This is a genomic window from Anaerophaga thermohalophila DSM 12881 (assembly GCF_000191885.1).
Classification (GTDB): domain Bacteria; phylum Bacteroidota; class Bacteroidia; order Bacteroidales; family Marinilabiliaceae; genus Anaerophaga; species Anaerophaga thermohalophila.
The window spans coordinates 208631-233146 of sequence record NZ_AEWI01000001.1; the positions used below are offsets into that span (position 1 = coordinate 208631).

Consider the following 24516-nt stretch of genomic DNA (forward strand, 5'->3'; position numbering starts at 1 on the left):
TGCATTTTTGTAATTGGTAAAAAATAACAACCAGATGCGAACCATCCACCTCATTATTATTCTGCTCCTTACACTCTTGAGAATTGATCTTTATGGTCAGGAAATATTCCGATTTGATCATATCGGCACCCAGGACGGGCTTTCACAGAATACCGTGTCGGCCATGATGTGCGACAAAGAAGGCTTTTTATGGATAGGAACGAATAACGGACTCAACCGATATGACGGATACAGCTTTAAAGTTTTCAAAGGAAACACCAATGAGTCGGGAATATTCATCAATAACAGAATAACTGAAATTTGGCAGGATGAGCAGGATTTTATCTGGTTCATGACGCATGACGGTTATTACCACTATTTTCATCCTACACTTGAAAAAATTAATTCCATTCCCGACTTTTTGGTAAAAGAAGCTAAAGACAACACAATAATCTCAGATTTTGAACAATACACTAGCAATGAGATTTGGATTGGGCTCCGCTCTTTAGGTATTTACCGGCTACAATACGATGCAGAGCAAGCAGACTATAAAACAACCCGTTTCCTTAACCGGGGCCAGTACGCATTATCAAACAATAATGTATCGTTTGTCAGGCACGACAACACCGGCAATCTCTGGATAGGCACCCAAAGGGGAATTAATTTCCTGTCGAAAGAGGACATTGAAGCCAATACACCAAATTTTCAACATTTCTTTGTCGATTACTCTTTCACCACGTTTTGTGAAACCAAAGATGAATTGTGGTTTGGTACACAAAACAACGGATTGTTGATTAAAAACAAAATCAGCGGGGTTTACACACAAAAAAACAATGAGACTGTACCCTTGTTTAAGAACAACCACTCATCGCTTCTTTTCCTTTCCAAAAGAGAGCATTTGTATGCAGCCTTCGAAAATGCAGGTTTGTTTTGCTATGATATTTCAAAGAAAGATTGGAAATACATCCCCACAGCAGGGAAAAATATCGACAGAATATATGAAGACAGATACGGCCAGATATGGATTACATCCGACAAGTTCGGGATAGACCGCTATGATCCCGAAACAGGAGAGTCGAAACATTACCGGTTGTCACCACCCGGCAGAGAGAATACGACAGATTTGGAACGACACGTTTTTTTCGAGGACAACAGTGACAACTTCTGGATTGGTCTACACGAAGGGGGGCTTGCCCTATATCGTCGCGACGAAGACCGGTTCCGTTTCTACCTGAACGAGCCGTCAAATCCCAATTCAATTCATTCAAATATAGTGGCCAGCATCATCCACGACCGTTCGGGACAGCTATGGCTGGGACTGGGCCAATACCCCGGTGGAATAGAAAGAGTTATTTTGAGGAATCCGGGATTTACCCATATTCTTCCTCAGCGTGAAATAAAAGAAGTTTCTGATAATATAACACGTTCGCTCCATGAAGATAATGAGGGCCGAATCTGGGTTGGAACAAAAGCCGGACGACTTCATGTTCTGGATTCATTATATAATCAGCTGGCGGTATATGAAAAATTCAAGACCGATAACGGGTGGGTATCAGGAGCCAATATCTATACCATTATCACTGACCACAAGGGGCATATCTGGCTGGGAACAAAAGGTAAAGGTATTCTGGTCAGCAAGAAACCGGTAAATGAATACGAAAGCCTGTCACATCTTGATTTTTATAATTATCAACATTCCGAAAACGATCCCCGAAGTGTTACTCATAACAATATCTATTGCATTGTCGAAAACCATGAGCATGAAATTTGGATTGGCACCTATGGAAACGGTATTAGCAGGGTGGTGACGGAGAAAAACGGGAACAGGTATTTTAAAAACATCCATAGCCAGAACAGTAATCTGGGAAGCAATATGGTGCGACATATACTTTTCGATGCTCAGGGACGAATGTGGGTAGCCACCAGCTTCGGCCTTTATATGCGTGAAAATCCCCGAGAAGGAGATTTCTATAGTTTCTTCTACAAGCCCGACAACCCCAACAGCCTAAGCTACAATGATGTAATACATATCCTCGAGGATTCGGACCAAGAGTTGTGGTTTGGAACATTAGGCGGTGGCCTGAATAAATTGCAAGTAATAAACGACTCCGTTGCAAAATTCAAAAGATTCAACAGCAGCAACGGCCTGAGTAATGATGTCGTTCTTTCAATGCTTGAGGACAATAACGGAAGGCTCTGGATAAGTACTGAAAACGGTCTGAACCGTTATAATAAAACAACCGGTACCATCGAAGTTTTCAATACCACCAATGGTCTCAGCTTTAACATGTTTATGGAAAATACCTGCCTGAAACGCCAAAACGGGACTATGCTTTTTGGTGGATACAAAGGTATAGAGGCATTGAATTGCAAAAAATTACAGGTAAAGAATTACACGCCGAAAATTGAGCTTACCAATTTTCAATTGTTCAACAAAGACGTTTCCACCCTGGATGAAAATTCTCCACTTGAAAAAACCATCACTTACACCAAACATCTGACACTGAAACATCACCAGTCAAGTTTCAGTATAGAATTTTCTGCTCTTGATTTTCAGGATCCGGAAAATGTTCAGTACGCCTATATGCTTGAGAATTTTGATACCGGATGGAATCAGGTAGACAATCAAAACAAAGCTACTTTCACCAATTTACCTCCCGGCGATTACGTGTTTAAAGTCAAATCGACCAACCGTCTTGGCGGATGGATTGATAACCCGAGCGAACTCAAAATCACTATATTACCCCCATGGTATAAAACAGACTGGGCTTATGCAGGTTACATTGTCATCTTCATCCTTTTTATTGCCGGAATCAAAAAAATAATCACCAAAATAAACCGCTATCGAAACGAATTGACCGTAGAAAAACGCATTAACGAAGAAAAACTTAAATTCTTTACCAACATCTCGCACGAAATAAGAACACCTCTAACACTAATTTTGGGGCCACTGGAAGACCTCAAACAAAAAACACGCGCCATATCTCCCGAAATTTACCGCGAAGTTATGATCATCCATAAAAACGGGAAACGGATGCTGCACCTGATTAATCAATTACTCGATTTCAGGAAAATTCAAAATAATAAGATGAGACTAAAAGTAGCTCCGCTTGACATTATTAAATTCTGCAGGGAAGTATTTGACAGTTTTCTGCCCATGGCGCAACATAAAAAGCTGGAACTGGCTTTCGTTGCCGACAAAGAAAGTTCGGAAATATGGGCCGATGCAACCCAACTGGACGTTGTGCTGTACAACATCATGAGTAATGCCATTAAATTCACCCCTTCCGGTAAGAAAGTAACCATCTCGGTGGAACATATTTCAAAAGACAAACTTGTTATATCTGTTGCTGATGAAGGGAAAGGAATACCCGAAAGAAACGTGAAAGACCTGTTTACACGATACACCATTTTAAGCAACAGGGAAGCATCTGGTACAGGAATCGGACTGTCTCTTGCCTATGAGATCACGAGACTGCACGGGGGAGAATTGAAAGTTGACTCGAAAGAAGGAATAGGAAGTACCTTTAAGATTATTTTGCCCAAAGGAAGGAAGCACCTCGAAGGCAGAAATGAGATCGAATTCACCGAAAAAACAGATAATCATTTCCACCCCATCACTGAAGATGTAATAGAACCTGAGCGAGAGAAAATAACAGTTCCTGAAAACGGCATTCAGGAAAAGAAAGCCACAGCACTTGTGATTGAAGACAACACTGAAATACTGAACTATATATGTTCCGCATTAAGCAGGAATTTTTCAACAACGAAGGCCGCTAATGCAAGGGAAGCACTTGATATCATTGAAGAAAAACACCCCGATATTATTATTACAGATGTAATGATGCCGGGAATGGACGGAATGGAATTAACCCAACTGCTGAAGAAAGATTTTAGCACCAGTCACATTCCCGTTGTCATGCTGACCGCAAAAACAGGACTCGAAGACCAGATATCCGGCCTGCAATGCGGAGCTGATGCCTATTTACAAAAACCTTTTAACGCAAAATTGCTCAACACGGTAGCTCTTAACCTCATTGAGCAACGAAAACGGATAATTGCCAAATTCCGTGACAACAAAACCATTGACCCCGAAACCCTCAAAGTAACAAGTAAGGATGAAGAATTCCTTAAAACACTTGTGGCTTATATCCAGGAAAACTATTCGAAAGAATTTACAATTGAAGAACTGGCCGGGCAATTGTGCGTGAGCCGAACCGTATTTTACAACAAAGTAAAAGGACTCACCGGAATGAGTCCTGTTGAATTCGTCCGTCAGCTCAAGCTGAAAATAGCGGCACAACTCCTCGAAAAAGGATATAATGTTTCAGAGGTCTCCTTTCAGGTAGGATTTAATGATGTGAAATATTTCAGCCGGCAGTTTAAAACTCTGTTCGGATATCCTCCCAGTAAACACAAGGTAGAGATGTGAAAATCAATTACATTAACAGACACTAATTAATTCAACTTAAAAAGCCATTTTTAAAGTCTAATACTCATGGAGTATAGATTGTACCACCAACGGTTGATAATAAATAAGAGTGCAGTATAAAAAGCCTTCAAACTGCTGATTTTTATCATTTTTACCCCTGACCCCTAAAGGGAAACTGCTAAAAATCAGCAGTTTGAAAAAGTCCCCTTTAGGGGATTTAGGAGTCAAAAGGCTTTTTATACTGCACTCAAATAAGATTGACCGAAATTTTGAGTTGGTGTTGTATCAGAAAATGGAAGAATAGTCCATGTAAATCCAAAAAATTTCAAAAATAGCACTAACAGCCAAATTAAGAAAACTTTTAAAACATGCAAAATCGGAGGAATTTCATCAAATCCTTTTCAGCGGGTGCCTTTTTCGCGGCCGGTAGCCCGGTGTTATCAAGTTGTAAACCTCAAAATGCCTCTAACGACAAAAAGCTCACCGATAAAGTTAAAACAGCAATGCTCAGTATGCAACGGGCATCGTGGGAACAGGGTGTTGCGGCACAGGCACTGCTCGAATCGGGCGATTACGAGTTGACCTACCTGTTTGCAAAAGAAGCAGTATTAAGGCAAACCGATGAAGGCCGATTGTCGGTTTTATACACCGATAATGGTGTTACCGATCCCGCTGCATCGGGCGAAGCGGTGCTGAAAATGGCAAAAAATGAAAAACGACAGTGAACTCCTTAACGGCCACAAAAAAATGCTACACTACTTAATGCAGGAAGCACCACGTACCGAAGACAACATTATTCATCACACACTAAATGCACCCGAGATATGGGTCGACTCCATTTACATGGCCCCGCCTTATTTAAGTGTCGCCGGGGAGCATGCTGAAGCCGTTAAACAAATTAAAGGCATCCGGAAATATCTTTGGAACGAGAAGCATAAACTTTTTTCACACCGATGGCATGCCGGCAAAAACGAATTTATCAACGAAAAATTCTGGGGTGTTGGTAACGGCTGGGCCATTGCAAGTTATGCCCGCGTAATTGACAGTCTGCCACCTGCAATGAAAAAAGAGCGGGAACAACTTGTAAGTTATGCAAAAGAAAATATTGACGGATGCCTGAAATACCTACGGCCTGATGGCTTGTTCCATAATATTGTGAATGACACCAATTCTTTTGTGGAAACAAACCTTTCACAAATGATTGCCTATGGTATTTTCAGGGGATTAACATCGGGATGGCTCGAATCGTGTTACCTCGAAAAAGCTGAGAAAATGCGTAATGCAGCGCATGCAAAAGTTGACGAACCGGGTTTCGTGCAGGGCGCTTGCGGTGCTCCGTGGTTTAAAAGCCCTGGCCGTGCCACCGAAAGCCAGGCCTTCTTTTTGCTTATGGAAGCTGCTTTTGACAAACTAAATAATGCCCGCCTGTAAAGTCGGAAAAATTTCTTACTTATACAATTTGTATGTTCTGAAAGTGCCTGATGCAAAGCTTATCCGGACATCTTCGGGTATTGCAAAGCCGCCAAAAACCGAGTCTCCAATGTGCTTTTTGTTGTTTTTTTACCTTACAAAAACTACTTCGGGATGAAACGAGCATGGCAAAGTTTGCCACAAAAGAACATGTATAAAACTCGTTCATGCGAGTTCCATTCGACCAATAACTTAGACTTATTTTATACGGATAAAAATATCACTCCATTCTGAACCAGTCAAACTCAGCAAAACCGTCGATCTCACGTAAGTTGGGATTAATGCTGAATATACCAACTTTGGCACCAATCCATAATCCCGGAACAGATTTGAATTGGTAGTCATCTGCAACTTCTATGAATTCTTCATTATCAACGCTGTAGCTAAATCTACATAATCCCTTATCAACTTCAACCCTCAAGAAACAATGATCAGCATTATATGGAACAGTGGAAATTTCTTTTGTCAGATCGTGACATTGATTATAGTCACCTTCAAACAGGCCGAGTTTTATTCCGTCCTCCGAATTTTCCAAAGCAATATAGGCCCATTGTTTGCCCATCACTGTCAATCCTGCTTTTTCACCAATAAGCTCCGGGTGAAAACTAATTTTTGTTGTTGCTGTAAATGATGGGGCAGAAAATTTCTGAAGCAACAGATTCGGTACAAACCAGAAATTTCCGTTCTGAGTGGGATTCTTGACTGAATGTAGTCGGATCACTCCATCTGTTTGAGTTAGCGAATACCATTCCTTTTTAGGATTGGCCTGCCACTGCCATTGCAACCCCAATTTGTTACCATTGAATTCATCAGATGTTTGAGGAAGAGCTTCATCATACACTTTGCCAACATCGGGTTTCCCATAAGTCATCACAGGTTCGCCAATTCCATCATCGTTAATATCTTCACCCATCAGCGGCCATCCATCTTTCCAAACTACAGGCTGAAGATGAACAACACGTCCCATAAAATAGCGACTTTGGAAATGAACAAACCACCATTCTCCCGATTTCAATTGCACCAAACCTCCCTGATGGGGTCCGTTGATTTCTGTATTTCCTTTATGTAAAACTACTTTTTCTTCATATGGGCCATAAATATTTTCTGACCTCAAAACAGTTTGCCAGCCGGTAGGTACTCCACCAGCAGGTGCCAGTATATAGTAGTACCCGTCCTTTTTCAAAAACTTGGGACCTTCAATAACAGGGTTAGTTTCTTTGTCCTTATATACAAGCTGACCGTTGTCCAATAAATGTCTACCATCAGCACTCATCCGGTGAATGTACAATTCATCGCCACAAACCTTACTTCTGACCAGATAAGCATTCCCGTCATCGTCCCAAAGCGGACAGGGATCTTCCCAGTTGGCAATATTTTCGATCCAATGCAGTTCCCAATCTCCCATAGGGTTGTCGGTTTCGGCCATAAACAAGCCATCATCAGGGGTACAAAAATAAACATAGAACCGGCCTTCGTGGTGTCTCAAAGCCGGCGCCCATGCGCCTCGTCCATGCTGAGGCCAATTAAATTTTTCAAGTGGTAGCGCATCATATACATGATTAATGATTCGCCAATTAACCAAATCTTTTGAATGAAGTACCGGAATTCCGGGCATACAGTTGAAACTAGATGCCACCATATAAAAATCGTCCCCTACCCTAATGACATCCGGATCGGAATAATCGGCAAAAATGATGGGGTTTTTATAGGTTTCTGCATCAATGTTTGGGTTCCAAACCTGTGATAAGGCAGGCAGTGTTACAAAAAATGCAACAACCAGAATCAGAGCCTTTTTAATTTGCATAATATCAAGTTTTAATTGACGAAACAAGAATCTACTACAGAAGTCTGAACGCAGAGACGTGAAGACGCAAAGGTTTGATAATAAGAGAGTCTTATTGAACATATAAATAATTAGTAACAGACAAAATGTCAATTTTCTCTATTAAAAAATTTGCGTCCTGGCGTCTCTGCGTTTTATTAATTACAGATATAAACTAAAAAGCTTCTTTCTCCAATGCAGTCAGGTCGGGCTTTGTTTTTGCAATCTCCAAAGATTCTTCATAAAGCTTTTGGAGGTTGCCAGGATCAATTTCCGAACCTTCACGAATAAAAACCGGAATCTTGTACATTGGTGTTGCCACGTCAATCCATTGCCCGCCTTCATACACTTTACCTTCATCGCTCCAGGCATCTTTCCAGTTTTCACCGGCAGGAAGATATAATTTATGAGATGTTACACTTTTCTTCCAAATGGCTGAAACAAGAATGTCATTCCCGTACATGAATGTTTGCCAATCGTCCCATGCTTCCTTCTGATCAGGGAATTGTAAAAACAATGGTCGTGCCATGGGCATTCCCGTTTTATTCGCATTTAAAGCAAGTTCATAACTATAATCTGCCAGATTGGAGTGAATTTTTGCATACAACCTCCATATAGCAATTAATTCCTCGTCGTAAGAAGGTTCGGAGTTCATGCACCAGGGAGCCAAATCTTCTGTTGGCCCAACCTCCATAATGGGACTGAAACAACCAAATGCCAGCCAGCGTGCAAAAACTTCACGGTCGAGGTCACCCTGCCAATATCCGCCTATATCAGAACCCCAGATAGGAAAACCAATAACAGAACTACGCAACAGAGCAATTATGGCAGTCCGCAAACCTTCCTGAGGTGAACCAATATCGCCACCCCAAAACGAAGTATATCGCGAACTTCCGGTATAGCCGGCACGTGTCAGCAATGCAAAGTCATCGCCATGAATCTTCCGGGCACTTTCATATACTGTTTTTGCATATAATACGGGATATTCATTCCTGACTTCCCGGGATGTCCGACCATCAGCAAAAAAAATATCACGGGTTTCAGGAACCAACTCTTCCGAACGATCCAGTTTGAACCCGGCAACACCTTGCTTTAACAACTTTTCCAAGCCATTCTCCTGCCACCATTTACAAGCTTCAGGATTGGTAAAATCGAGCAGTGCTATTGAATCAGGATCAACTCCTCCGGCAGGGCCTTTGATTGGAATTGAATACCCCTTTTCATCAGCTGTTTTTTGCATATCACCAACCACCCAGGGGGCTATCCATACCATAAACCTGATATCGCGGCTATTCAGCCAATCTATCATCTTTTCGGGATTCGGGAACCGATCAGTATCCCACTCAAAATCAGCATAGCCATGATAACCTTTTGCCCACGGCCTGTCAACCCAATAAACACCACAGGGAATATCAAATGCTTCCATCATCAGAATATCTTCAACCAACTGACTGTTGTATGGTGCATTCACTTTAGTTCCATCATAATATTCATCCTGATAAACATGATTATCGCGCCATCTCCAGGGCTGAAAAGCCCACTTTGGAGGAACCAAAACAGGACCACTGTTTAAAGTATGTAGTTTTACAATATCGGCAGGATCTGTTGACGTGTAAATCTTTGATGAAAATGATGGTCCTTCAAATGCTATTTGTACCAGATCAGGGTCTGATTTACAAAAATCATAATGCCCCGGCCAGGTTCCCTCCACAAACATTCCGTAATTGTTTGATGAGAGATAAAACGGGGTATACAACGAAAGGGTCGGTTTGATAATCATATCAACCGCTTCGCCGCGTAAATTCATCGCTGTTTCGATGCCTTCTTTCCATGATTCTTTTTGATTCCCGTCCACGGTTCGTTCAAAAAGTCCCGTAAAATATTCATCCGAAGTGGCAGACAAACCAAAGCCCCACTTCAGAATATCATCAGCAGGATTGGCCCTTAAAGAAAAATTGTAATGTTGATCAGCAGCTTCCACCGATAATTCAATTTCACGGTCGTCTCTTATCCACCTGGCAAAATAAGAAGAGTCTTTCCAGGTTTCATTGTCAGGAAGATCATTGATCCAAATACGCCCTGATTCAGTATCGAAAAATAAAGCTCCTTCTTCTCCACTAACAACCAATGGATTTGGCAGATACTCAAGGTCAAGCTGGATGGCAAGCTGTCCATCATCACTCATATAGGAATGACCAAGTTTTTTCTGTTGACAAGCGGAAGTCAACAAAACAACAATAAAAAACAATAACAACTTTTTCATAGCACAAAAGATTAAATATCAGAAAATAGATTTTTAGACTCTTAGATTTTTAGATTTTTAGATGTAAGATAATTCATATTATCATGTAAAACAATAATAGTCAATTAAGAAAGTCTAAACGCAAAGACGCACGGACGCAAAGTTTCATTAGGCGCTTAGCGCAGTAAACTAACCAACATGTTGTTTAAGTTGTAAATCCCGCATAGGGTTTTTTTTCAGGCTTGTCCTGAAAAAACGTAGTACCTTATCTCTAATTTTGTTGTATTCTTTGGCAAAATATCTATAAAAATGGCTGCGCCATTTGTTGTTTGGATCACCGAATTTGCGCGAATTAACACGAATTTAGTCGCATCTTTGATGCGACAGTCATTCGTGTCATTGACAACATCATAATTGATTTTTTAAGGTGTTTTCGGACTCCTTCCCGTCGTTTCGTTGACGACAAAAAATAATTGCGTAGCAATTAGCTAATCCGACAAATTGTCCAGATTAGGAAATACCAAATATACATAAATTGTACGATCCGCCCTGGGAATCGACTCTAACATAAACACTCTGTCCTATAAACAGTTGACCCACAATGGGTCATGTTTTTATATTTCAATTGAACGAAGTTGTCTAAGAAGTCATCATCGCTATTATTCTGTATGCCTTTAATCTTCTAATATCGTTAAAAATGAGATTCTTCACTGCGTTCGGAATAACAAAAAACATTAAACTTCCGACTTTTAAAACATTTTCCATGTTTATAGAAGCTATTAACCGATTAAAAGCGACGCTGAAGGTATCGTACAATTACAAATTATGTGCTCACAACAACCTAAAAATCAGGATTTAAGTTTTCCCACTTCACATTCCACTTTCCGTTTTTCGGGAACCCGGGATTTTGGGTATCACATCCATCCCACCCCGCACACATCAAGGCAATGGCTTTCAGGAAACCACCATTTCCCGGAAGGTATATTTTCAACCTGTCATCCTGATAATTATGACCATTCTTCAGAAAGGTATTCTTTTGTACATCCATTAGCAAGGCGTTAAGAGCAATTTCAGGCTCATTCAGGCGTGTTGCACACATGGCAACCATCGGATAATCCCAGCCCCAGGTGTGTTCCCAACTCCATCGCTCCATCACCGTTTTCAACGTGTTGTGCATAATGGCTGTATCCACTTTATTCCAGAGTGGTAACATGCCATAGGTACCTAAAACCATAGGATGATCACGCATATTCTCAGGATTGGTATAAGAATCCGGCGCATTGCCAATTCCCAGATAAACATTGTCGGCTGAAACAGGATTTATTAAGTGAGTTCGGACTTTCTCCCATTTTTCATCAAAATTCTGATTTAACCGTTTTTTCCATTTCCGGGCTGTTGACAATCCCCAATGCCAGTAAGCCAACTCGAAGGGAGGATTTTCTGTTGTTTCACGGTTCCAATGTTCCTGTGCAGGAATTAAAGGCGGCTTAAGTTGATAAGTATCCGACGAATCATCATAAACAGCGAAGTCGGCCATAAAATCGGCTGTTTCAAACACCATTTCGGCGTACTTTCTGAGCACTTCATCTGTTGGATTAGACTGATATTGCTGTTCGGCAAGATAAATCAGATGCGGTTGCTGCCAGATCAAATAAGAACCAACAGAAGACGGGCTGTTAAAACCATCGGGTCCTGCCATTTTTGGCCAACGAACGCCATCATACCCCTGCAATCGGGTAAATTCTTTAGCCTGCTCAAAAATATCGCTGTAATACGATAATTGGTCTTCAACATACCCGGATCGCTGCCAGTTGTAATAATGAGCACTGTGCCACCAAATCATTTCCAAATGAAACTTCCCGAACCAACTGTTAAAAGTCAGACCAGTCTCTTGTGGCGGTAAATTCCCCGATCCATTAATTTTTGTCAGATATTGCGATAAAACGGTACGCCTTTCCAGCTCTTTTGCCCTGGGATCGGTACATTCGGAAAAATCAATGGCGCCACCTGTCATCCAGAATTCTTCCCATTGCTTCAGGTTATTTTCTTTAGTTTCCTTAAAATCAGGCAATTTCGACTCAATTGTCGACGGGGAAAATAAACAGGAAAACTCAAAAGATTGTTGATCCGTATTTGGTGTTAAAAGAAATTTGTGTTCCCCGGTTTTTCCCAAACCTGCATTTCCGGTCCAGGTAATTCCTGTATAATATGTTGTAGAATCAAGTTCACGCCGAATAATTGCAGAAGAATCAGATGTTGTATCCAGATTAGAAGAGTGCTTTTCAGGCGAACTAAAATCATATCCCGGATGCGTATGAATCGGAGCGCCATAAGGAAAAAGCCATTCAACTGATAACTGTTGACTCTTGATCAGGGGAGATTCGATTCTCGCAGAAACCAAATCTTTTTCCGGATGAACAAAAACCTGAACTTTAACAGATTCTCCTTCAATCTCGAACTCACTCTCTATTTCGCCCTTCCATAAGTTGAGTTTTTGATTGGGATTTTGAACATCATCAATACCTATTTCTTTCCCATCAGATTTTGTAATTTTCAGACGAATTATACCCAGATGAAGGCGATGGGGATTCGATCTGAAATAATTGGCCGCTTCTATAGCTCTGGGTGATGTCCGGAGTTGATCTTCGTAAGGTACTTTTCTCCCATCAACCTTCCATAAATTGTAAGTTTCAGACCTTTCAAAATCTTCTCTGTTCGGCACCGAATGCCACCCCCAGTTAGACATGGTGCCAAGCGGGATGCCCTTTTCATACTTCTTAAAAAAAGTCTGAAGCCCGGTAATATCAGTTGTAAACGCAAAATTGCCGTTGCCAACAGACAATGGAGTCATCGGGTCACATTTCTCAATTGAAATATTATGACGATTTACTAAGGCATACCTGTCAATTGACTCTGCTTCAGGTCGGGATTGGCAAGATACAAGTATCAAAAAAATTAATACTGTAAAAAGATTTGAAACAATGTAGAGACTTTCTTCTTTTCGGATATTCATAAGAAAAAAATTTATCAGAATGAAATACAGAACAGATCAGATCAGAATATTCAGGAAATAATAAAAAACAGGATTAAGTTCTTAAGTCATCCAAATTTTCATATCAAAGTTATTTGGGTGGGACAGTTGCCTTCAAAAATTCCCAATCTGTGGTTATTGCCTTCAATGCATCGGGAATTTCCATTGGCTTGTAGGCCTGAATAACTCCTTTCCATTTACCTTCTCCATTCCTCCACAATGCAATATCAGTCCGTTTATCAAGACTGATTTTAAAATCACCTCTGGTAAACTCATTTAGGCCACTTGCAACCAAAGCGTCCAATTCTCCGTTTTCATCAAGCCGGACTCCAACAACGCCGATTGCATCTACGAAAACATCATTCTCAATTTCAACATTTCTTGTCCTTACCATTTCCATAAAATGGTTGATGGCCACCTGTCTTTCAGTTTTCTTTCCTTTTGAACCGAAACCCATAAGAAAACAATCGGAAAGTAACTCTCGTCCGCCGGTTCTTTCGGAATACTCTTTTGCCATATGTTCCGAAAACCAAAAATCATAGGCACCCTCTGAGTAATATCTCGGATAATAAGGTGGAAAGCCCCATTCATCTTTACAAGCCCCTGCCAAAGGCAAATTTCCATATTGTTCAATAATTTCTCTCTGAAAATCAATTAAATGAGAACCAAAAACATCCGGGTAAAATAAAGTAAAAGATATCATTGCACAAGCATGCGAATACTGGTTTTCATTTGAAGCCGGTAAACGAATACAAACCGAATCTTTGCTTTCGTATACAATCTCACATAAATCAGTAATATCTTTTACTGAGGCCGGAAGTATTTCCCCATTATTCTTCGAGTAACCATAAATGCGCAAAACATTGCTTTCTGTTGCATTATATTTAGGAATATTCCCCCCTGAATAATGATCATTCAGGTCTTTAATACTGACAACACTAATTTCTTTTGTTTCATCCGGCAACAACCGGGTTTCTTTAAGTCTCAGCATTTCCTGTTGTTCTCCGGGATACTTATTTTTAAATGCCCGCCGTGCAGACCGGACATCAATATCGGGCAATAAACCAATGCCTTTTTTTACGGCATACTCAGCAGCAAGTTTCACTTGATTGTAAACTTCCTGATCGACTACTTCTTTATCAGGAAAACGAAGAAAAGGAACCAGCAAATTGACAGGAGAATTATCTCCCGCTTCATCCAAATTTTTCTTAAAACCATTCGGTGCTAAATTATTTTCTGTCCATACCCATACACCAATAACAGGCATATAATGGTTGGATATTTTAGACGAGAACTCATTGGTCTCATCGGAAGTAATATCAGGGTATTTTACCTGAGCATTACAAATCAACAATAAAGTGCTGAACAAAAACACAAAAACCACTCGAAGCATAATAAAAATATTTGTTTCTAAATTAAATAATAAAAGAAATAGGCCGTCCAAACATCTTAAACCCGGGTATCTCAAAAAGCAGTTGTTCTCTTTTCAGTCCTTATTATCACTCTTTGCCACATCATCGATTATCGTAAAGAAAATACAGAAACCAATCTGCCCTTTGACAATACCCTGAAAATTCCCCTAATTTCAAATAATTATATACACTAAAATTTGGACGGCCCGTTTTTCAATAACCAGGATTTTGGCCAAGAGCACCGTTACTCCTGTCTATTTCAACCTGAGGAATAGGTAGACGATACAATTTGTCATCCCAGCTTCGTTCGACAAGTTGCTTTGGGGTATAAGTCTGGGTATTGCCACTCTTCTCAATAGTAACACCCATAATATTTTCAGACTCTGTTTCATCGGCAATTTTCCATCTGCGCACATCGAAATAGCGATGGCCTTCAAACACTAATTCAATTCGACGCTCATGCCTGATGCGTCCCAATAAGTCTTCTCCCGTTGCTTCAACAGGAGGCATTTCAACGCCAGGTCTGTTACGCACCATATTTAAATATTGCCGTGCTGTTTCTTCACCCTCAGTTGTACCTAACATAAAAGAAGCTTCAGCATAATTCAAAAGTATTTCGGCATACCGAAACATTATCCATGGAGTAGTAGGATTTACGGTACTACCGATTGGCGGAATATGAGCCCGGTCCAAAAAGCATCTTTGTTGCCAAATTCATTGAGGTTTTAAATTTTTAAAACGAGCATGACAAAGTTTGTCACAAAAGTTTATGTATAAAATCATTCATTCGAGTTCCATTAGACCTTAGTAAATAAATTTTATACCTATAAATTCTCATTAACAATGAGTTAACTCTGGCACAAAAAACTTAAACATCTTGATTTTGACTTAATACTGCACTCATTTTTTTAATAAAAGAAGTTTCGCTGTTCGTCTAAATAAAAATGACATTCATCATATTTTATTATTTTTTTTATTTTTTTGTTTTTAAAATTGCTTATTACAAATTATTAAATACAAGCCGGAACCAAACAATTTTTTAAAGTTGGATATATAAATATTTCCTTCTGTACTTATTATTAATAAAGAGATGCAGAAAGGCTTTACAAACTCGAATATTAGGATTAAGACATTAAATTGAGCGAAACGAATTATGCGAAGCACTCTACTTAGAGTTAACTTCAATTTAGAAAATGTTGGTTTTCACCATTTTTTTTTAATGAAACGAGCATGATAAGGTTTGTCACAAAAGTTGATGTATAAATCTCAATCATGCGAGTTCCATCCGACCTTAATAAATAAATTTTATACGGATGAAAGCCTTACCTTTTCTAAATTCCCGATCAATATCGGGAAGCTGAGTAGATTGGCTTCTCCGCTTGCCTGCAAGAATATCACTTATATAAACATATTATCATTCAAGGAAGTATTTCAGGCAAATATCAGAGAACAATTCAATAATTTTTATTAATAATTAACCGATTAAACCCTTCATTAGCATTATGAAATTTTTGAAATTTTTACCACTTACTCTTCTTTTCTTTTGCCAATCGTTTATTCTTTATTCACAAACGTATCAGACTGTCCAGTCGGGATCGTGGGACGATCCTGCCACATGGGGAGGGGTAACCCCGGGATACAGCTTTGGCAACAATGTCACCATTAACATCAAAGCCAACCATGAAGTATTCATTCCGGATGGAGAAAACCTTGTTTTTAATGATAATTGCACGATAAATGTGTTGGGACATTTGATTGTTAATGGAAACATTAATCCACATATTTATTTCTCTATCAATGTCTCCGGAAATGGTTGTTTTGAACTAAACGGAAGCGTGGACGAAGCCCATGATTACTTTTCCATTGAGCTAAACGATCAGGGATGCTTTGTTCTAAATAATGGTTTTGTCAAGGGACAATCTTATTTTACCATTACTCTGAACGATCAATCATCTTTCACAACCAGCAACGGAGATATTGTTAATCACAGCGACCTTACATTCAATATATCAGAAGAGGCAAATGCTTCATTGGATGGGGAAATTCAGCTTCATCAAAATGCTGTTCTTACAATAAACGGAGTTCTGATTGCCGAGGCAATAACCGGCCATCCTGAAGGCAATAACCAAGCCACTGGCACAGGCACCATATACTGCCCCAACGTAACCGGAATTGACTTGTCGGGATTCCAGGGCCAAGTAGTTGATAAAATACAGCTTACTATTAATGGGTCATTTACTGTTTCTGACAGGACTTATGACGGAACCACATCTGCTCAGATAGCAACCAATAATCTTCAACTTTCAGGAGTGGTCAATGACGACGACGTAGTTCTTAGTAACGTTGTTGTTTCTTTCTACAATGGAAATGCAGGAACAAATAAGGCAGTTAAAATTGTCAGTGCAGGACTAACCGGAGCGGATGCCGATAATTATGTATTATCATTATCCGGAGCTCCTGACGGGACGGGCACAATTACAAAAAGCCCGCTTCAGGTTACTGCTAATTCTCATGAAATTATTTACGGAGATGATGTCCCGTCCTTAACAGTTTCCTATTCAGGCTTTGTTAATAACGAAGATGCGTCAGTGCTGGACAATACCAACTTTCAACTAAGCACATCATACAACAGATATGCCGACACGGGTGTCTATGCAATAGATTTAACGCAAGGCACAGCTTCTGACAATAATTATTCTTTTATCCTGAATGATGGCAACATAACGGTAGCTTAAAAAAGACCTGCAAATAACAGCCACCGCAGATGACATATCATACGGTGACCCTGAACCTGCTGTTTCTCTAACCTATAGTGGATTTGTAGGAAACGACAATGCTTCCGACCTTTCAAACAGCGTAACCATTACAACAGGAACTAACTATACGCAAGGCAATGACGCAGGTACTTACCAAACCATATTAACTGTAAGCGGAACTGATAACAATTATTCCATTTCCACAACATCAACTAATTTCCATGTAAATAAAAAAGCACTTACAGTAATCGCTGAAGCGCAAGATATCGTGTATGGTGATGCTGAGCCTGATGTATTCATTACATATCAAGGGTTTTATAACAATGACAGCCCTGCCGATTTGGACAACACGGGTTTTATTACAGGAACAAATTACTCACAGGGGGAAAATGCAGGTTTATACTCTACAACCATACAATTAGGAACAGCAACAGACAATAACTATGTTTTTAATTTGCTTTTGACGAGCAATTTCACCGTCAACAAAAAAGAGCTTTTAGTTACTGCAGTGGCCAGCGATATTACTTTTGGCAGCCAACCACCTGATGTCACCCTTTTCTACGAGGGATTCATTGCAGGCGAAAATGAAAGTGTTCTTGATAATACAGATTTTAACACCGGCACAACATACCATCTATATGATCCTGCAGGGACGTATGAGACCATTTTATCCATCGGAAACGCATCTGATTTGAATTACGCTTTCTCTCTTATGACCACCGAATTCAATGTAGGAAAGGCAACTCTTTCTGTTACGGCTATTGTTAATTCAACAGTAGTTTATGGGGATCCACAACCTGCAATTTCGCTACAATACGATGGCTTTATCAACGGCGACAACGAAGAAAACCTTGATAATACGAATTTTTCAACGGGAACAAATTATTCGCAGGGAGACAATGCCGGAACATACTATACCACCCTGTCCATGGGCTCAGCCAGCGATGACAATTACAACTTTGAACTTCACACATCAGAATTCTCTGTTGAAAAACGAACACTTAATGTTACTGCCACTGCCCCAAATATTTTTTATGGCGATGCAGTTCCGGCAGTTTCACTTTCTTACAATGGTTTCTACGACACAGACAATCAGGACGTACTCGACAATAATGAATTTATTACCGGTACAAATTACAATCAGGGTGATCCTGCCGGGACATATAATACAATCATTAACTTAGGCTCCGCCAATGACAATAATTACAGCTTTGGCCTTAACTCATCCCAATTTCTGGTGCAAAAAAGAGATCTTGAAGTTATTGCATCTGCTCAAGATATAACTTATGGCGCTCCCGAACCATCAGTCACTATATCATACAACGGTTTTGTAAATGGTGACACAGAAGCAAACCTGATGAACACGGAATTCCAAACGGGTACAACCTATCAGCAATTTGATCCGGCAGGAACGTACTCAACTACAATTTCCATTGGCAATGCTACCGACCCGAATTATAATTTTTCACCGCTTACGCCGAGTAGTTTTTCTGTAAATAAAAAAGAACTTGTAATAAAAGCATCCAGTTTCAGCAAAACAGAAGGAATAGCATACAATTTTGATGAAAACTATCCATCAAAAGATTTTAGTGTCTTGGGGCTTGTTGGAAACGATGAAGTCACTTCCGTTTCCATCCAGAGCGACGGAGCTGTTGCAGATGCTGTAATAGGAGAATATACAATCAGCATCTCTAATGCAACCGGAACAAATTTATCGAATTACAATATCTCATACATCCCAGGAAATCTTAGTGTAATCGCAAAGACAACTCTGGAAATTTCAGGGCTGGATATTGCCGATAAAACTTATGATGGCAATACTGATGCAACTATTAACTCATGGGGCAGTCTTGTCGGAATACAACCAGGAGATGATGTAACGCTTGATACTTCATCGGCTACAGCGTCTTTTGAGGACAGTAATGCCGGGGAAAATAAAACGGTGATTATCAGTGGATTGACGCTTACCGGCGAAGATGCTGCTGCCTATGAACTAAATCTGCCTGCAACAACTGCAACAATAAATCCAGCTGAAATTATATTGTCTGGCTTCACTGCATCCAATAAGATTTACAATGGAAATGCTTTAGTGTCATCGTCATCAATAACTTTCAACGATAACAGAATAAGTGGCGATGATATTTCATTCAGCTTTGATGCAGCGTTTGAAGATAAAAATGTTGGTACTAACAAAACAATAAATATTACCAACATCTCCATTTCGGGTGGCGCCGATGCAGCAAATTACACATTATCAACAACATCAGCATCAACCACTGCTGATATCACTCCCCGTCCATTGGAAATAAAAAACATAACAGTTGGAAACAAAACCTACGATGGAACGGAAACGGTCAACGCCTCAAATGTCTCTTTCACTGACAACAGAATTGATGGCGATAATATAACATTCTCCATCAATGCTGAATTTACAAACAGACATGCAGGCACTGATAAAGTGGTAACAGTAGAAATTGCTATCTCGGGCGGAAATGATGGCAATAATTATACACTTGTCTCATCTTCTTTCACAACAACTGCCGGTATTACACCCAAAGAAGTAACACTGTCCGGCAGTTTTGAAGTAGATGATAAAACTTATAACAGAGATTATGATGCTTCCATAAGTGTGAATAACCTGGAAATAAATGGGATTGAAAGCATTGACAACATTTTGCTTCAAAATATTGAAGCCACTTTTAATAATCGCAATGTAGGCACACAAATTCCGGTAACCATTACAAATGCTGAACTTGATGGAGATTATCCGGAAAATTACAATCTTAATCTCAATAATGCTCCCTCGACAACAGGTAACATTATTCCGAAAACAGTCTTTATCTCAGGTAGTTTTAGTGTCAACAACAAATCATACGATGGCACAACAGATGCAACCATCAGCAGTAATAACCTGGGTATCTCAGGCCGAATAATTGGTGATGATCTGTTTATTAAATCTGTAGTTGCCCGGTTCGATTCTCCCGAGCCCGGATACAACAAAACCGTTTCAATTAATAATATCGAGGTTGATGGTGAACAGGTGGAAAACTATACAGTTTCACTGGAAAACGCACCTGTGACCACTGCCCATATCTGGGAACTTCCCGTTGCCAATAATGATTCATGTGCGACAGAATATGAAACGTCTGTTTCCATTGATGTTTTGGATAATGATGAAGGTTTAGAAAATATTCCTGTCTCGGTTACTGTACCCTCATCTGTTGAAAACGGACAGGTAAGTGTAAACAGTAATAATTCTGTTACATTCACCCCGGATAACGGATTTAGTGGTGAAGCAACATTCACTTATCAAGTAACCGATAATGGCAATAACAGCGATGAAGCCACTGTTTCAATCATCGTTCTTAACGAAGGGATAATAAACCATGTTCCTCAGGCGAACAACGACTATGTTGAAATATGTAAAAATCAATCCATAGACATTCTGGTTTTAAACAATGACACTGGTTTAGAAGATGGTTTTGGTGCATTGGACGTAGCATCAAATCCTGACAATGGAACCGTTATTGTAAACTCTAATCGCACCATTACTTATACACCGGTTACTGATTTCACCGGAAATGACATCTTCACCTATAAGTTGTCTGATGTACATGGCGACTATGATTATGCCACCGTTACCATTAAAGTATCCAATGCAACTGTTGCTGTTCCTGTTGCCAATAACGACTCCAGAGCAACCGAATTTGAAACACCTGTAGAGATAGATGTTCTTACCAACGATACGGGACTTAATAATGTTCCATTAACTGTTGAAGTATCAACAGCCCCAACTACCGGCACAACTGAAATAAGAAATGATACAATTATATACACACCGGCAAATGGGTTCAGTGGTGAAATTACTTTTGAATACACGGTCACAGACAATAATGAAGCTTCAGATAATGCCGTGGTTACAATCTTCGTGCTCGAAGAAGGTGTTACAAATCACATCCCAACAGCAAATGATGACGAAACCACTACTAAAATAAATGTCCCGGTCAACATTCCTGTTCTAAGCAATGATGCCGGATTGGAAGACGGATTTGCCCAACTGGAAATTATATCAGATCCTGAGTATGGAACTGTTGTTGTTAACGAAGACAGAACAATCAACTATTCACCTTCATACATGTTTATCGGAAACGATGCCTTCGTTTACCGCATTTCAGACATTCATGGCGACAACGACATTGCAACCGTATCGATTAATGTTATTGACATAAATTCAATAACACCCGTTGCAAACGATGATTCCAGAGCTACTGAATTCGAAACAGCAGTAATAGTAGATGTTTTATCAAATGATTCAGGACTGGAAAATCAGCCCGTCAATGTTGAAATATCATCAGCCCCTACCGATGGTACCGCTACGATAAACAACGACAACTCGGTAACGTTTACACCTGAAACCGGATTTTCCGGTGAAGTTACCTTTGAATACACCGTTACAGACAATAACGGAGCTTCCGACAATGCCATAGTTACAGTCTTTGTCCTTGAAGAGGGTGTTATAAATCATATCCCGTCAGCAAATAACGATGAAACCAACACAAGTATAAATACATCCGTAGATATTCCGGTCTTGGCCAACGATAACGGTCTGGAAGACGGATTTGGAAATATGGAAATAATAGCAGTACCTGAATTTGGAACCGTTTCTCTTAATCCAAACAGAACCATCACCTATTCTCCATCCTATATGTTTATAGGCTCCGATGAATTTGTTTATCGTGTTTCCGATGTGCATGGCGACAACGATATTGCCACGGTTTCGGTTAATGTTTCTGAAATAATACCTGTTGTACTCGTAGCCAATGACGATTCAAGAGCAACCGAATTCGAAACACCTGTTACTATTGATGTTCTTGATAACGACTTCGGCTTGGAAAACCTGCCACTCAACGTTGAGATTACATCATCCCCGACTATGGGAACTGCCGGGGTTAATACCGACAATACGGTTACATTCACTCCTGCGAATGACTTTAGTGGAGCCATTAATTTTGAATATACTGTAACTGATGTCAATGGAGCTTCCGACAATGCAAATATCATTGTTATTGTTCTTGAAGAAGGCGTAACAAACCATATACCTGAAGCAACCGATGACAATGCAAATACATACATCAATGAACCGATTGACATCAGCGTTTTAAATAACGATGCCGGCCTGCAGGATGGCTTCGGAAAGATGGAAATTATTTCGGAGCCCTTATTTGGCAATGCTTCTGTTAATGAAGACAGAACAATCAACTATTCACCTTCATACATGTTTGTAGGAAACGATGCCTTTGTTTACCGCATTTCAGACATTCATGGCGATAACGACATTGCAACCGTTTCGATTAATGTTATTGACATAAATTCAATAACACCCGTTGCAAACGATGATTCCAGAGCTACTGAATTCGAAACAGCAGTAATAGTAGATGTTTTATCAAATGATTCAGGACTGGAAAATCAGCCCGTCAATGTTGAAATATCATCAGCCCCTACCGATGGTACCGCTACGATAAACAACGACAACTCGGTAACGTTTACACCTGAAACCGGATTTTCCGGTGAAGTTACCTTTGAATACACTGTTACTGATAACAACGGCGCTTCCGATGATGCCATGGTAACAATCCTTGTCCTTGAAGAAGGTTTTACAAATCATATACCGGTGGCAAACGATGATGAAGCCACAACCATCATGAATGTTCCGGTAGAAATTGCCGTTTTAAGCAACGATGCAGGACTGGAAGACGGATTTGGAAATCTGGAAATTATGTCAGAACCTCACTTTGGAAATGTCACAATAACCGAAGACAGGTCCATCCATTATTCCCCATCTTATATGTTTGTAGGTTATGACACTTTTGTTTATCGCGTTTCCGATATTCATGGCGACAACGACATAGCCACGGTTTCGGTTAATGTTTCTGAAATAATACCTGTTGTACCCGTAGCCAATGACGATTCAAGAGCTACAGAATTCGAAACGCCTGTTAATATTGATGTGCTGCGAAATGATACCGGATTGGACAATTCACCGGTAACCGTCTCAGTCACAACCAATCCTCCAGAAGAAGAAGGAACAGTTGCTGTAAATTCCGATAACACCGTAACTTTTACGCCTGCTTCCGGATTTGTTGGAACATCTACGTTTTTTTATTCAGTCACTGATGCAAATAATGCGAGTGATAACGCTAAAGTAACTGTCACAGTTCTTGAAAAAGGAATAGAAAATCATGTACCTGTTGCCAACGATGATCAAGCTGTGACGTACGTCAACACACCTGTCAGAATCGATGTAACAGCCAATGATTCCGGTCTCGAAGATGGAATAGAAAGTGTAAGTATAGTACAACATTCATTTTCGGGAACTGCTATAATAAATAAAGAAAATATTATCATCTTCATTCCGTCCTATTACAAAACCGGGACAACATCTTTTGTATATAAAGTCACTGATATACATGGTGATTACGATATGGCTACTGTAACAGTAACCATCAGGGATGAAGAAAACATAATTCCAGAAGCATCTGACGACCATACCACAACCGCACAGGAAACGCCAGTTAACATAAATATTCTTGCTAATGATACAGGAATCAATGATACGCCTCTGCGCGTTGAAATCATTTCTCCTTCTCAGGATGGTACTGCAGTTGTTGAAAATGATTTGACGGTCACCTTTACACCCAATCAGGAATTTCTGGGACAAACAACTTTCACTTACAGAGTTACTGACGCAAACAACGATTACGACAATGCGGTAGTTAATATAACTGTTTTTGAAAGTATCATAGCCGTCAACGACACGTTAAATCTTGAATTCAACAAGACAGGAAACATCAATGTATTGACAAACGATACAGGCATTGATAACAAACCACTGTCTGTGAGAATTTTTGAACATCCCCAAAACGGAAATGCAACCATAGACAACAGCGGAAACGTTGTTTATGATCCATTCTTCGACTTCTCCGGAACTGATGCTCTAATCTATGAAATTTGCAACACTGACAATCCTGAAAATTGCAGCACAGCCGAACTATTTATTAAAGTAGAAGAACCGGTTGAAGAAGATATTGATGGCATTCGGATTCCCGAAGGATTTTCTCCGGATGGCGATGGCATCAACGATTATTTTGTTATCGAAGGAAGCGAAAAGTATTCCCGTATATCTGTCAGGATATATAACCGTTGGGGCGCGTTAATATATAAGGATAATAACTATAATAATGACTGGGACGGCAAAACAGGAAAGACCCTCGGTTCCGATGCGCTTATTTCAACTGGCACCTATTTCTATTACATAAAAGTTATAGATAACGGCAAAGAATACAAAGGAAATGTCTTTCTTAAAAAATAAGGA

The 24516-nt window shown here is 39.9% G+C and carries 11 protein-coding genes; 5 read left to right on the forward strand and 6 right to left on the reverse strand.

The features are described 5' to 3' along the window. Window positions 1–34 precede the first annotated feature (34 nt). Entirely contained in the window at window positions 35–4411 is a 4377-nt protein-coding gene (locus ATH1_RS0100975; protein ID WP_010416328.1) for a hybrid sensor histidine kinase/response regulator transcription factor, read from the forward strand. 57 nt (window positions 4412–4468) lie between these two features. Here the strand turns inward: ATH1_RS0100975 and ATH1_RS22535 are convergent, their stop codons facing one another. Next, window positions 4469–4669, reverse strand: coding sequence for a hypothetical protein (locus tag ATH1_RS22535; protein WP_081467409.1), 201 nt, complete (start codon window positions 4667–4669; stop codon window positions 4469–4471). A 110-nt stretch (window positions 4670–4779) separates the two neighbouring features. Here ATH1_RS22535 and ATH1_RS21880 point away from each other — a divergent pair, with 110 nt between their 5' ends. Both ATH1_RS21880 and ATH1_RS18730 read left to right on the forward strand, forming a co-directional pair. Then, window positions 4780–5136: a hypothetical protein gene (locus ATH1_RS21880; protein ID WP_010416332.1), complete on the forward strand. Its 357-nt coding sequence runs from the start codon at window positions 4780–4782 to the stop codon at window positions 5134–5136. Further along, window positions 5120–5842 (forward strand): glycoside hydrolase family 88 protein, encoded by a 723-nt coding sequence (locus ATH1_RS18730; RefSeq protein WP_211208048.1) that lies wholly within the window; start codon window positions 5120–5122, stop codon window positions 5840–5842. The genes ATH1_RS21880 and ATH1_RS18730 overlap by 17 nt, the downstream gene beginning before the upstream one ends. 259 nt (window positions 5843–6101) lie before the next feature. Here the strand turns inward: ATH1_RS18730 and ATH1_RS0100990 are convergent, their stop codons facing one another. The 5 genes from ATH1_RS0100990 to ATH1_RS0101010 all read right to left on the reverse strand — a co-directional run bounded on the left by ATH1_RS0100990 (window position 6102) and on the right by ATH1_RS0101010 (window position 15081). Further along, window positions 6102–7685: a glycoside hydrolase family 43 protein gene (locus ATH1_RS0100990; RefSeq protein WP_010416341.1), complete on the reverse strand. Its 1584-nt coding sequence runs from the start codon at window positions 7683–7685 to the stop codon at window positions 6102–6104. A gap of 193 nt (window positions 7686–7878) precedes the next feature. Next, a complete protein-coding gene (locus ATH1_RS0100995) occupies window positions 7879–9966 on the reverse strand; it encodes a glycoside hydrolase family 31 protein (protein ID WP_044114716.1) in 2088 nt (695 codons plus the stop codon). Between the two features lie 820 nt (window positions 9967–10786). Further along, entirely contained in the window at window positions 10787–12958 is a 2172-nt protein-coding gene (locus ATH1_RS0101000) for a hypothetical protein (protein ID WP_010416347.1), read from the reverse strand. Window positions 12959–13067: 109 nt separating this feature from the next. Further along, on the reverse strand, window positions 13068–14369 hold the full coding sequence (locus ATH1_RS0101005) for a hypothetical protein (RefSeq protein ID WP_010416349.1): 1302 nt from the start codon (window positions 14367–14369) through the stop codon (window positions 13068–13070). Window positions 14370–14601: 232 nt separating this feature from the next. Continuing rightward, window positions 14602–15081 carry a RagB/SusD family nutrient uptake outer membrane protein gene (locus ATH1_RS0101010; RefSeq protein WP_139035166.1) on the reverse strand — a complete coding sequence of 160 codons (480 nt, stop codon included), beginning with the start codon at window positions 15079–15081 and terminating at the stop codon, window positions 14602–14604. A gap of 809 nt (window positions 15082–15890) precedes the next feature. Here ATH1_RS0101010 and ATH1_RS0101015 point away from each other — a divergent pair. Both ATH1_RS0101015 and ATH1_RS0101020 read left to right on the forward strand, forming a co-directional pair. Further along, the gene (locus ATH1_RS0101015; RefSeq protein ID WP_010416357.1) at window positions 15891–17123 is read left to right on the forward strand and encodes an MBG domain-containing protein; all 1233 of its coding nucleotides are present in this window, start codon (window positions 15891–15893) and stop codon (window positions 17121–17123) included. 13 nt (window positions 17124–17136) lie between these two features. Next, on the forward strand, window positions 17137–24513 hold the full coding sequence (locus ATH1_RS0101020; RefSeq protein WP_425358280.1) for an Ig-like domain-containing protein: 7377 nt from the start codon (window positions 17137–17139) through the stop codon (window positions 24511–24513). Window positions 24514–24516: the final 3 nt, after the last annotated feature.